The organism is Kitasatospora sp. NPDC024654 (genome assembly GCF_055559155.1).
In genome coordinates, this window is sequence record NZ_JBVHLF010000018.1 from 1 (window position 1) to 13,240 (window position 13,240).

Below are 13,240 nucleotides of genomic sequence, written 5' to 3' on the forward strand. Positions count from 1 at the left end.
CCCTCCGCCGCGACACCAACAACCACCACCGCTTCCTCCACTCCCTCGCCCACGCCTGGACCCACGGCCACCCCGTCAACTGGACCACCGTCCTCGGCGAAGGCCCCCGAGCCGCCACGCCCACCTACCCGTTCCAGCGACGCACCTACTGGGCGCAGCCGAGGCCGGCGACCGGCGGCGACGTGAGCGCGGCGGGCCTGGAGAGCACCGGGCACCCGCTGGTCGGCGCCGCCGTCCAGATCGCCGACACCGGCGAAACCCTCCTCAGCGGACGCGTCTCCCTGCGCACCCACCCCTGGCTCGCCGACCACACCATCACCGACACCCCCCTCCTCCCCGGCACCGCCTTCCTCGAACTCGCCCTCCGCGCAGCCGACGAAACCCACACCACCCACCTCGAAGAACTCACCCTCCACACCCCCCTCACCCTCCCCAACCCCACCCCCCACCACCTCCAAATCCGCATCACCACCCCCGACCCCACCCACCGCCGCACCCTCACCATCTCCTCCCGCCCCGAACACGCCACCCACGACCACGCCGACGACTGGACCCTCCACGCCACCGGCGTCCTGGCCCCAGCGCCCGCCACCGGCGAGCCGGAGCCGGACCCCGAGGTCTGGCCGCCGGCCGGCGCGGTGCCGGTGCCGGTCGAGGGGCTGTACGAGCGCTTCGAGTCGTTCGGGTACGGGTACGGGCCGGCGTTCCGGGGGCTGACCGCGGCCTGGCGGCGCGGTGACGAGGTGTTCACCGAGGTCCGGCTGCCCCAGGACCAGCACGGCGCGGCGGCCGCGTTCGGCCTGCACCCGGCGCTGCTGGACGCCGCGCTGCACGGGCTGTGGCTGGTGCCGAAGGACGGCGCCGACCAGCGGGAGGAGCCCGGCAGGGCCCGGCTGCCGTTCTCCTGGAACGGCGTGCGCCTGCACGCCTCCGGTGCCACCGTGCTGCGGGTCCGGCTGAGTTACGACGCGACGGGGTCGGTGGCGATCACGGTGGCGGATCCGACCGGTCGCCCGGTCGCCTCGGTGGAGTCCCTGGTGATCCGCCCGGTCGAGGTGGCCGCCCTGCGCGAGGCCCGCCCGGGGGCGGCCGACTCGCTCTTCCAACTGGACTGGCAGGCTCTGCCACTGGCACCGCGAGCCGAACCGGGCAGGCCCCTCCCGCCGACCGCACCCTGCTGGCCCACGATCGGACTGGGTGATCCGCTGCCCCCGGCCACCGCCGCGCCCGCAGGCGTGCTCGTCCGCTGCGCACCCACCGGCTCCGACCCGGGCGGCGTGCGGGCCGCGCTGGCCGACGCGCTGCGACTGCTCCAGGCGTGGCTGGCGGACGAGGACCGCGCCGGCGCGACACTCGTCCTCGCCACCCACGCGGCCGTCGCGGTCGACGCGACCGAAGGCGTCGCCGACCTCGCCGCCGCCGCCGTGCGCGGCCTGGTCCGTTCGGCGCAGTCCGAGCACCCCGACCGCTTCGTGCTGGTCGACACCGACGACCCGGTCGCCCTCCCCACGCTGCTGCCGTCGCTCCTGCCGGCGGCGTCCGCCGCCCGCGAGCCCCAACTCGCCATCCGCCGCGGCACGGTACTCGCCGCCCGGCTCACCCGGGTACCGGCCGCCGGGGCAGGCCCGTTCACGCCCTCCGAGGGCGGCACCGTGCTGGTCACCGGTGCCGGCGGGGTGCTCGGTTCGCTGGTCGCCCGGCACCTGGTGACCGCGCACGGCGTGCGCCACCTCCTGCTGACCGGCCGGCGCGGGACCGAGGACCCGGCGGCGGTGGCACTGGCCGCCGAACTCTCCGAGCTGGGCGCCGAGGCCACCGTGGCCGCCTGCGACCTCGCCGACCGCACCGCGGTGGAGCGACTGCTGGCCGGCGTCCCGGCCGAGCACCCGCTGACCGCGGTCGTCCACTCGGCCGGCGTGCTGGACGACGGGATCGTCGAGTCGCTGACCCCGGAGCGGCTCGATCCGGTGCTCCGGCCGAAGGTGGACGCGGCGCTGCACCTACACGCGTTGACGGAACATCAGGACCTCACCGCCTTCGTGCTGTTCTCCTCGGCCTCCGGCACCGTGGGCAGCGCCGGCCAGGGCAGCTACGCGGCCGCCAACGCCTTCCTGGACGCCCTGGCCCAGCAGCGCCGCGCCGCCGGGCTGGCCGGCCAGTCGCTGGCCTGGGGGCTGTGGGAGCCGCGCAGCGCGCTGACCGGCCGGCTGGGCGCGACCGACCTGCGCCGGCTCGACCGGGGCGGTGTCGCGGCGATCTCCGCCGAGGAGGGTCTGGCGCTGTTCGACACCGCGCTGGCCTCACCGCAGGCGCTGCTGCTGCCGGTCAAGCTGGATCTGGCCAAGCTGCGGGCAGGGACCGGCGAGGCCGGCGTCCCGGCGCTCTTCCGCCGGTTGGTGCGCGCGTTGCCACGCCGGATCGCCGCCGGGGCCGAGGCCGCCGAGGCTGACTCCCTGCAGCGCCGGTTGGCCGCGCTGGGCGGCGAGGAGCGGCTGGCCGTGCTGGTCGAGCTGGTCCGGGCCAGGGTCGCCGAGGTGCTGGGCCACGACGGCCCGCAGGCGGTCGACCCGGAACGCGCCTTCAAGGAGGTCGGGTTCGACTCGCTGATGTCGGTCGAGCTGCGCAACCGGCTGACCGCGGCCTGCGGCCTGCGGCTACCCGCCACGCTGGTCTTCGACCACCCGAGCCCGGTCGCGGTGGCCGAGTACCTGGCCGATCGGCTGGTCCCCACCGGGTCGGCGCAGGTCACGCCGGGCACACCGACCACCCGCCCGGAGCCGGAGATCAGCCGACTGCTGGCCACCATCCCGATCGAACGACTGCGCTCCGCCGGCCTGTTGGACGGCCTGCTCGCCCTGGCCGACCCGACCGCGGTCCAGCAGCCGGTCACCGAGCACCCCGGCCAGGGCGCGGCGATCCGTGCCATGGGCGTCGAGGACCTGGTCCGGCTGGCCCTGGACGGCGACCATGCCTGACACCCGACCGGCGGCCACCCCGCCCGAGTCCGAGAGGGGACGGAGCACCATGCACACCGACCAGGTGGTCGAGGCCCTGCGCGCCTCGCTGCTGGCCAACGAGCGGCTGCGCGAAGAGAACCGGCGGCTGACCGAACGGTCCGGCGAGCCGATCGCGATCGTCGCGATGGCCTGCCGCTACCCGGGCGGGGTGCGCAGCCCCGAGGACCTGTGGGAGCTGCTGCTCGCCGAGCGGGACGCGGTCTCCGACTTCCCCACCGACCGCGGCTGGGACGTCGAGGGACTGTACGACCCCGACCCGGACGCGCCCGGCACCCTCTACACCCGTCAGGGCGGATTCCTGCACGACGCCGCCGAGTTCGACCCGGGCTTCTTCGGCATCTCGCCACGCGAGGCCCTCGCCATGGACCCGCAACAGCGGCTGCTCCTGGAGACCTCCTGGGAGGCGATCGAGCGGGCCGGCATCGACCCGGCCACGCTGCGCGGCAGCGCCACCGGCGTCTACGCGGGCGTGATGTACAACGAGTACGCGGCCCGGCTGAGCCGGATCCCGGCCGAGCTGGAGGGCTTCCTCGGTACCGGCAGCGTGCCGAGCATCGCCTCCGGGCGGGTGGCCTACACGCTGGGCCTGGAAGGCCCGGCGGTGACCCTGGACACCGCCTGCTCCTCCTCGCTGGTGGCGATCCACCTGGCCTGCCAGGCGCTGCGGGCCGGCGAGATCGGCCTGGCGCTGGCGGGCGGGGTGACGGTGATGTCCACACCGGGCCTGTACGTCGGGTTCAGCCGCCAGCGCGGACTGGCCCCGGACGGCCGCTGCAAGTCCTTCTCGGACGCGGCGGACGGCGCCGGGTTCGGCGAGGGCGTCGGACTGCTGCTCCTGGAGCGGCTGAGCGACGCCCGGCGGCACGGGCACCCGGTGCGCGCCCTGGTCCGTGGCTCCGCCGTCAACCAGGACGGCGCCTCCAACGGCATCGCCGCGCCCAACGGCCCGGCCCAACAGCGGGTGATCCGGGCGGCGTTGGCCGACGCCGGGCTGGGCCCCGCCGAGGTGGACGCGGTCGAGGCGCACGGCACCGGCACCCGGCTCGGCGACCCGATCGAAGCCCAGGCGCTGCTCGCGACCTACGGCCAGGACCGTGGACGCCCCCTGCTGTTGGGCTCGTTGAAGTCCAACCTGACCCACACCCAGGCCGCCGCCGGCGTCGGCGGGGTGATCAAGACGGTGCTGGCGATGGCGCACGGCCGGTTGCCGCGCAGCCTGCACCTGGACCGCCCCTCCGCTCAGGTCGACTGGACCGAGGGCGCGGTGGAGCTGCTGACCGAGGCCCGTGACTGGCCGGAGACCGGCCGCCCGCGCCGCGCCGGCGTCTCGTCCTTCGGGGCCAGCGGCACCAACGCCCACCTGGTGCTGGAGGCGGTACCGGCGACGGCCCACGAGCCGGAGTCCGCGCCCGGCCCGACGAGTTGGCCGCTCTCCGCCAAGTCGGCCGCCGCTCTGCGCGCCCAGGCCGCCCGACTGCACGAACAGTTGGCCGGCCACCCCGTCAGCGGTCCCGGCCCACGCGCCGTCGCACGGGCGCTGGCGCTGGGCCGCAGCGCCTTCGCCGAGCGGGCGGTGCTGGTCGGGGACGGCCGGGACGAGCTGCTGGGCGCCCTCTCCGCGCTCGCCGAGGACCGTCCGGACGTCCGGGTGATCCGGGGCAGCGCACCGCAGGGCGGCCGGCGGCCGGTCTTCGTCTTCCCCGGCCTGGGTGCCCAGTGGCCCGGCATGGCGACCGAACTCCTCGACACCTCACCGGTGTTCGCCGAGCGGATGGCCGCCTGCGAGAAGGCACTGGCGGAGTACCTGGACTGGTCGCCGATCGACCTGCTGCGCAGCGGCGACCCGTTGGACCGGGTGGACGTGCTGCAACCGGTGCTCTTCTCGGTGATGGTCTCGCTGGCCGAGGTCTGGCTGGCACACGGGGTGCGGCCGGCCGCGGTGATCGGCCACAGCCAGGGCGAGGTGGCGGCGGCCTGCGTGGCCGGTCTGCTGTCGCTGGCGGACGCGGCCAGGGTGGTGGCGCTGCGCAGTCGGGCGCTGGCCGGCACCAGCGGCGGCAGCGCGATGGCCACCGTACTGCTCACCCCCGACGAGCTGGCCGAGCGGCTGGCCGGGCGGCACGGGTCGGTGTCGGTCGCCGCGGTCAACGGCCCGCGGGTGGCGGTGGTCGCCGGGGACGGTGCCGGGGTCGCCGCCCTGCTCGCCGAACTGGCCGAGGAGGGCGTGCTGGCCTGGCCGATGCCGGTCGAGTACGCTTCGCACTCGGCCGCCGTGGAAGGCCTGCGCGAGGAACTGCACGCCGCGCTGGCCGGCATCTCGCCCGGCGCGGGCACCGTCCCGATGATCTCCACGGTGGACGTCGGTCCGGTCGACGCCCGTGACCTGACACCCGACTACTGGTTCCGCAACCTGCGCGGGACCGTCCACTTCCACCAGGCGATCCGGCAGTTGCTGGCCACCGGGCACCGGACCTTCCTGGAGGTCAGCCCGCACCCGACGCTCACCTTCGGGATCGAGGACACGGTGGCGGACGCCGGGGCCGGCGAGGCGGTGGTGCTCGGCACCCTGCGGCGCGAGGACGGCGGCGCCCGGCGGCTGCTGGTCGCGCTCGGCGAGGCACACGTCCACGGGCTGGCCGTGGACTGGCGGCCGCTGGTCGCCGACGCGCCCGCCGGGCCGGTCACCCTGCCGAGCTACCCGTTCCAGCGGCAGCGCTACTGGCTGGACGCGACCCCGGCCGGTGGCGACGTCGCCTCCGCCGGGCAGACCGCGCTCGGGCACCCACTGCTGACCGCGCTGGTCGAGCTGCCGGAGTCGGGCGGGCTGGTCTGCACCGGGCGGCTCTCGCTGGCCACCCACCCATGGCTGGCCGATCACGCCGTCTCCGGGACCGTGCTGCTGCCCGGGGCGGCGTTCCTGGAGCTGGTGGCCACCGCCGGCGCCCGGGTCGGCAGCCCGCAGGTGGAGGAGCTGACCCTGGCCGCGCCGCTGCTGCTCGGGCCGGACGACGGCGTGCAGCTGCGGCTCACCGTCCGCGGGCCGGACGAAGTCGGCCGGCGCGGTGTCGAGTTGCACTCCCGTGCGGAGGGCGGCGGCCCGTGGCGCGAGCACGCGAGCGGCCTGCTCGGCCCGGCCCCCGAGAGCACCGCGACCGGCTCCACGGCACCGGAGGCCTGGCCGCCCGCCGGCGCGGAGCCGGTCCCGGTCGCCGACTGCTACGCGGGCTTCGAGGCCCGCGGCATCGGCTACGGCCCGGCGTTCCGGGGCCTGCGGGCGGCCTGGCGGCGCGGCCCGGAGGTCCTCGCCGAGGTCGCGCTGCCCGACCAGGTCACCCCGGAGCCCGGCTTCACCCTCCATCCGGCGCTGCTGGACGCCGCGTTGCAGACCGTCGGGCTGCGCACCCCCGACGGACGGACGGCGGCGGGCGGCGTGCCGCTGCCGTTCTGCTGGCAGCGGGTCACCCTCGACCCGGCCACCGACTCCGTGCTACGTGTGCGGCTGCGTCAGGCCGGCGAGGACGGCGAGGACACGGTGACGGTCCGGATCACCGACCAGGCCGACCGCCCGGTGGCCGAGATCGGCGCACTGGCCATGCGCACCGCCGCGTTCGACTCACTGCGCACGCCCGACCAGTCGCTCTTCGAGCTGAGCTGGACCCGGCTGCCCGCCCCGGCCGGCCCACCGCCCGGCGCCGTGCCCGAGCTGCTGTCGCTGACCGACCCGCCACCGGACTCCGGCGCCGAACCCACCGCGCGCGTCCTCGCCACCGTCGGCGCGGTGCTGACCGCCCTCCAGGACCGGCTCGCCGACCCACGGACCGACCAGGCGCCGCTGGTGGTGGTCACCAGGGGCGCGGTCGACCTCGGCGCCCAGCCGGTGGACCTGGCCGGCGCGGCCGTCTGGGGCCTGCTGCGCGCCGCCCAACTGGAACACCCCGGCCGGTTCGTGCTGCTGGACACCGACGACCCCGCGGGCAGCACCCTCGCGTCGTCCGCCCTGCTCACCGGAGAGCCCCAACTCGCGGTCCGGGAAGGCATCCTGTACGCGCCACGGCTCACCAGGCCGACAGTCGACGGACGTTCGATCCAGCCGGCCTTCGACCCCGAGGGCACCGTGCTGCTCACCGGCGGCGGTGGCACGTTGGCCGGGCTGGTGGCCCGCCACCTGGTCGCCCGGCACGGCGTGCGGCACCTGCTGCTACTCGGCCGGCGCGGCCCGGACACCCCCGGGATCGCCGACCTGGTGGCCGAGCTCACCGCCGCCGGCGCCCAGCCGACCGTCGTCTCCGCCGACGTGACGGATCGCCGGCAGATCGCCCGGGTACTGGCCGGGATCCCGGCCCGGCACCCGCTGCGTGCCGTGCTGCACACCGCCGCCGTGCTGGACGACGGGGTGCTGGAGTCGCTCACCCCCGAGCGGCTGGCCACCGTGCTGCGCCCCAAGGTCGACGGCGGCTGGCTGCTGCACGAACTCACCGCGGACGCCGACCTGACCGCCTTCGTGGTCTTCTCCTCGGCCGCCGGCGTCTTCGGCAGCCCGGGCCAGGGCTCCTACGCGGCGGCCAACGCCTGCCTGGACGCCCTGGTGGCGCTGCGCCGACGGGAGGGGCGGCCGGCAACCTCGCTGGCCTGGGGGCTGTGGGAGCAGCGCAGCGAACTGACCGGCACGCTGGACGAGGCCGACCTGCGCCGGCTCGCCCGTGGCGGCGCGCGGGCACTCTCCACGGGCGAGGCGCTGGCCCTGTTCGACACCGCGCTCGGCTCGGACACCGGCGCCCTGGTCCCGATCCGGCTGGATCTGACCGCCCCGACCGGCGGGCCGGTGCCGCACCTGCTGCGCGCGCTGGTCCGCCCGTCGTCCCGGCCGGCCGGGACACCTGCCGAGCGACCCGGCGACGACGCCGCCGGGCGCGAGGCGCTGCGGCGGCGTCTGGCCGCCGCAGCGGACCCGCGGCAGCGGGCGGCCGTGCTGCTGGAGCTGGTCCGGCACCAGGCGGCCCAGGTGCTCGGCCACCCCGACCCGACCGGTGTGCCGGCGGAAACCGCCTTCCTGGCGCAGGGCTTCGACTCGCTGACCGCGGTCGAGCTGCGCAACCGGCTGGCCGCCGCCACCGGCCTGCGGCTGCGGCCGACGTTGGTCTTCGAGAGCGGCACCCCGACCCGGCTGGCGGACCGACTGCTGGCCGAGCTGGCCGAACTCGCCGACACCGCCCCCGAGTTCGCCGCACCCAGCGGTGGCGTCGGCCCGGTCGGCACGCTGTTCCGGCAGGCCTGCGAACAGGGCCGGATCGACACCGGAATCCGGCTGCTCGGCCTGGCCGCCGCGCTGCGGCCGACCCTCGGTCCCGAACCGCCGAGCACCACGGCCGGCCCCGCGCTCCTCCACCTGGTCGAGCCCCCGGACGGCCGCGCCGACCGCCCGCTGCTGGTCTGCTTCGGCTCGATCGTCGCCCTCGGCGGCGCCCACCAGTACGCCCGGTTCGGCGCGCTCTTCCGCGGCCGCTACGGCGTCAGCGCCCTCGACGCGCCGGGCTTCGCACCCGACGAGCCGCTGCCGGACCAACTGTCCACCCTGGTCGACCTGCAGGCCCGGACGGTCCGGGCCGGCGCCGGCGACCGGCCGCTGATCCTGCTCGGTTCCTCCTCCGGCGGCACCCTCGCGCACGCGGCCGCCGCCAGGCTGGAGCGGCTCGGCACCCCGGCGGCGGCCGTCGTGCTGCTGGACACCTACCTCTCGGGCGACCAGGCGATGACGCAGTTCGACGACGTCCTGGTGGGCGGGATGTTCGAGCGCGAGGACCGGGCCGCACCACTGGACGACACCCGGCTCACCGCGATGGGCCGCTACTTCCAGCTGCTGGACGACTGGCGGCCGCCGTCGATCGCGGCCCCGGTGCTGCTGGTGCGGGCCTCCCGCCCGCTGGCCGAGCCGGCGCCCGACCGCACGGTCGACTGGCGGGCCTCCTGGCCCGGCGCGCACACCGTCGTCGACGTCCCCGGCGACCACTGGTCACTGATGGAGGAACACGTGGAGACCACCGGAGCGGCCGTGCGGGACTGGCTGGCCGCCGTCCTGGGCGAGACCGAGCACGAGAACCCGCGCGACACCGAGCGGGAGAAGGGGAAGGGCGCATGAGCACCACAGTGCGACCGGCCGAGCGGCTGGTCATCCTGGGGGCGGGGGTGATGGGCACCGGCATCGGCACCCTGGCGCTGGGCCACGGCGTCCCCGTCACGCTGGTCGACACCGACCCGGACCAGCTGGTCCGGGCCGAGGCCGGGATCGCCCAGGGCCTGCGGCTGGCCCAGCTGATGGGCCGGCTGCCGGCGGGCGTGGCGCCCGGAGAGCTGCACACCACGGGCACCTCGGAAGTCCTGGCCGAAGCCCGGGCGGTGATCGAGGCGGTCACCGAGAACGCCGCGCTGAAAAGCAGGCTGCTGGCCGAGGTCTCGGCCGCGGTGCGCCCCGGAACGCCGCTGATCTCCAACACCTCGTCGATCCCGATCGACGAGCTGGCCGACGCGGTCACCCGCCCGGCCGACCTGCTCGGCACCCACTTCATGAACCCGCCGAGCCTGATCCGGACCGTGGAGGTGATCCGCGGTGCCCGGACCGGGGAGGCCACGATGACCGCCACCCGGAACCTGCTGGGCGAACTCGGCCGGCAGACCGTGGTGGTGGCCGACGCGCCGGGCTTCGTCACCAGCCGGGTGCTGCACCCGATGATCAACACCGCGGCCCGGGTGGTCCAGGCCGGCACCGCGAGCGTCGAAGCGGTGGACGAGCTGATGCAGGGCTGCCTGGGCCATCCCACCGGCCCGCTGCGCACCGCCGACCTGATCGGCATCGACAACCTGGTCGACTCGCTCCAGGTGCTCTGGGAGCGCACCGGGGACGAGAGTTGCCGCCCCTGCGACCTGCTGCTGGCGAAGGTCCGCGAGGGCAGGCTCGGCCGCAAGAGCGGCGCGGGCTTCTACAGCTACCACGAGGAGAGCAAGCGATGAGCACCGCCCGCACCGAGGGAATCGCCCAGCCGGTCGACGGCACGCAGCACGTCCGCCAGGAGATCCTGCGCTTCCTGGAGGCCCGTACCCGGACCGCCTGGCTGCCCGACACCGACCTGTTCAAGGAGGGCGGCCAGTCCTCGCTCTTCGCCATGGAGCTGGTGGTGCACCTGGAGAAGTCGTTCGGGATCAGCATCCGCGGCACCGACCTGCGGATGGACAACTTCCGCACCGTCACCGTGATGACCGCCATGGTCGACCGGCTCCGGCAGCAGGCCGCCGGGGGTCAGGATGGCTGACCGCCTCGCGACCGCGCTGGCCACCGTCCGATCGGCGGTCGGCGACCAGGCCGAGCGCTGGGACCTGACCGGCTTGATCCCGCGGCCGCTGCTGCGCGAACTCGGCTCGGCCGGGTTGCTCTGCGGGCAGGTGGCCGAAACCCTCGGCGGGCTCGGCCTGAACAGCCTGGAGAACGGCGAACTCACTGCCGGAACAGGGGAGTTGTGCAGCTCGCTACGGAGCGTGCAGACCTCGCAGGGGATGGCCGCCTGGACGATCGCCCGGTTCGGGCAGCCGGAGCAGCTGCGCGCCTGGCTGCCCCGGCTCACCGGCGGGGAGCTGGCGGCGGTCGGTTTCAGCGAGCCCGGCGCCGGCAGCGACCTGGCGGCGATGGTCACCACCATCCGGCGGGACGGCGACCAGCTGCTGGTGGACGGCCGGAAGAAGTGGATGACCGCCGCCCGCTACGCCGACCTGCTGGTGGTCTTCGGCCGCCACGAGGACGGCGCCGCGGCCGTGGTGGTCCCCGCCGACGCGCCGGGCGTCCGGATCCAGCCCATCAGCGATCCGCTGGGCTGCCGGGCCGCCGGCCACTGCGACGTCGATCTGGACGCCGTGCGACTGCCGGCCGGCAACCTGCTCGGCGGGGCGGCGCTGCCACTGCCACTGTTGGTCACCACCGCGCTGGCGTACGGGCGGATATCGGTGGCCTGGGGCTGCGTCGGCATCCTGCGGGCCTGCCTGACGGCCGCCACCCGGCACGCCGCGACCCGACAGCAGTTCGGCGCACCGATCGGCCAACACCAGCTGGTGGGTGGCCACTTGGCCGACCTGCTGGTGGCCGAGCAGCTCGCCACCCGGGTCTGCGAGCACGCCTCGCACTGCTGGGACGCCGGCTCGGCCGACCAGGTGATCGCCACCGTGCTGGCCAAGCAGGTCGGGGCGGAGCAGGCCGCCCGGGCCGCCGCGACCGCCGTCCAGGTGTTGGCCTCGGCCGGCGCCCAGGACGGCACGGTGGTGGCGCGCGCCTACCGCGACGCCAAGCTGATGGAGATCATCGAGGGCAGCAGTGAGCTGTGCCGGCTGTTGCTGGCCGAGCACGCCCTGGCCACGCACGGGAGGGGGGAACGGTGACCGCGACGACCGTCAAGTGCCTGGTCTGGGACCTGGACGGGACGCTCTGGCAGGGCACCCTGCTGGAGGACCGCGAGGTGACGCTGCCGGAGGAGATCCGCAAGGTCGTCATCGAGCTGGACGCCCGGGGCATCCTGCAGTCGGTGGCCAGCAAGAACGACCACGAGCCGGCCTGGGCGCGGCTGGAACAGCTCGGCATCGCCGAGTACTTCGTGCTGCCGCGGATCGGCTGGGGCACCAAGTCGGAGTCGGTGCGGGCGATCGCCGAGCAGCTCAACTTCGCCCCGGGGACGATCGCGTTCATCGACGACCGGCCGGCCGAACGGGCCGAGGTGAACCACCACCTACCCGAGGTGCGCTGCTACCCGGCCGAGCAGGCCGCCGCACTGCCGGACCTGCCCGAGTTCACCCCGGCCACCCGCACCGCCGACTCCCGCCGGCGGCGCGAGATGTACCAGGCGGGCTTCCGGCGGGAGGCCGAGCGGGCCGCATCCACCGCCCCCGACGCGGACTTCCTGCGCTCGCTGGAGCTGGTGCTGCGGATCGACCGGGCCAGCCCGGAGGACATCTCGCGGGTGGAGGAACTCACCCTGCGGACCAGCCAGATGAACGCGACCGGGGTGCACTACTCGGACCGGCGGTTGCGCGAGCTGCGGGCCGATGCCGGGCACGAGGTGCTGGTGGCGAGCATGGCCGACCGGTTCGGGCCGCACGGTGCGGTGGGCGTGCTGCTGGTGGAACGGCGGACCGGCAGCTGGCACCTGAAGCTGCTCGCCACCTCCTGCCGGGTGGTCAGTTACGGCGCCGGGTCGACCGTCCTGGACTGGCTGATCGACCAGGCGGCCCGGGCCGGCGTCCATCTGACCGCCGACTTCCGGGCCACCGAGCGGAACCGGATGATGGAGATCGCCTACCGGTTCGCCGGGTTCGAGGAGTCGGCGGGGGCGGACTGCGGCTGCGCCGCGGCGCCGGCGGGGGACGTCCAGGTGCTGCACCTGGTGCCGGGCCGGCGGGCACCGTCGCCCACGGTGCGACTGCTCGCGCCCGACCTCGCCGCCCTGCCGTGACGGCCCCGGGCGGCAACCCGGTTGGGTTGCCGCCCGCCGCCCGCCCGATCGCTACGGCCGCTTGCGGACCAGGGTGATCCCGTCGGCCATCGCCAGCAGCGAGATCTCCACCCGCTCGTCGGCGTGCAGCGCGGCGTTCAACTCCCGGACGCCCACCGTGTCGGGGTCCTGCCGGTCCGGATCGGCCACCCGTCCGAAGAACAGCGTGTTGTCCACCACGAGCAGCCCGCCCGGCCGCAGCAGGGTCAGCGAATCCTCGTAGTAGCGACGGTAGTTGGCCTTGTCGGCGTCGATGAAGACGAAGTCGAAGGAGTCCGGTCCGCGTTCGGCGGCCAGCTTACCGAGAGTCTCCACGGCATCCCCGATCCGCAGCTCGATCCGGTCCGCCACCCCGGCCCGTTCCCAGTAGCCGGCGCCGATGGCGGGCCACCGGTCGGTGATGTCACAGGTCACCAACTCACCGCCAGGAGGCAGGGATTGGGCCATGCAGAGAGTGCTGTAGCCGGTGAAGGTGCCGATCTCCAGGATCGACCGGGCGCCGGTGAGCCGGACCAGCAGGGCCAGCAGCTGTCCCTCCTCCGCCATCACCTGCATCGCCTCGCCGGCCGGCAGCTCGGCGGTCTCCCGGCGCAGCTCGGCGAGCAGCGGTTCGTCCCGGAGCGAGACCTCCCGGATGTAGTCGAGCAGTTCCTCGGTGGCTACCACCTGCTGGGCCATGGGACTCCTCACCTATCGTCG

The 13,240-nt window shown here is 75.3% G+C and carries 7 protein-coding genes; 6 read left to right on the top strand and 1 reads right to left on the bottom strand.

Going from position 1 to position 13,240, the window contains the following annotated elements:
* From ACZ38L_RS13555 to ACZ38L_RS13580, 6 genes are all read left to right on the top strand, one after another.
* The coding region (locus tag ACZ38L_RS13555) for a type I polyketide synthase (protein ID WP_465692358.1) at positions 1-2,975 on the top strand (2,975 nt) is incomplete at its 5' end.
* Complete coding sequence (locus ACZ38L_RS13560) at positions 2,968-9,153, top strand: type I polyketide synthase (protein ID WP_465692360.1); 6,186 nt, start codon at positions 2,968-2,970, stop codon at positions 9,151-9,153. The genes ACZ38L_RS13555 and ACZ38L_RS13560, both read left to right, overlap by 8 nt.
* Positions 9,150-10,022 (top strand): 3-hydroxyacyl-CoA dehydrogenase family protein, encoded by an 873-nt coding sequence (locus ACZ38L_RS13565; RefSeq protein WP_465692362.1) that lies wholly within the window; start codon positions 9,150-9,152, stop codon positions 10,020-10,022. Before ACZ38L_RS13560 ends, ACZ38L_RS13565 begins: the two co-directional genes overlap by 4 nt.
* A complete protein-coding gene (locus ACZ38L_RS13570; protein ID WP_465692364.1) occupies positions 10,019-10,321 on the top strand; it encodes an acyl carrier protein in 303 nt (100 codons plus the stop codon). Before ACZ38L_RS13565 ends, ACZ38L_RS13570 begins: the two co-directional genes overlap by 4 nt.
* Positions 10,314-11,435, top strand: coding sequence for an acyl-CoA dehydrogenase family protein (locus tag ACZ38L_RS13575; RefSeq protein ID WP_465692366.1), 1,122 nt, complete (start codon positions 10,314-10,316; stop codon positions 11,433-11,435). The genes ACZ38L_RS13570 and ACZ38L_RS13575 overlap by 8 nt, the downstream gene beginning before the upstream one ends.
* Complete coding sequence (locus ACZ38L_RS13580) at positions 11,432-12,502, top strand: HAD-IIIC family phosphatase (RefSeq protein ID WP_465692368.1); 1,071 nt, start codon at positions 11,432-11,434, stop codon at positions 12,500-12,502. Before ACZ38L_RS13575 ends, ACZ38L_RS13580 begins: the two co-directional genes overlap by 4 nt.
* 51 nt (positions 12,503-12,553) lie before the next feature.
* Here the strand turns inward: ACZ38L_RS13580 and ACZ38L_RS13585 are convergent, their stop codons facing one another.
* Positions 12,554-13,219 carry an O-methyltransferase gene (locus ACZ38L_RS13585; protein WP_465692370.1) on the bottom strand — a complete coding sequence of 222 codons (666 nt, stop codon included), beginning with the start codon at positions 13,217-13,219 and terminating at the stop codon, positions 12,554-12,556.
* Positions 13,220-13,240 lie beyond the last annotated feature (21 nt).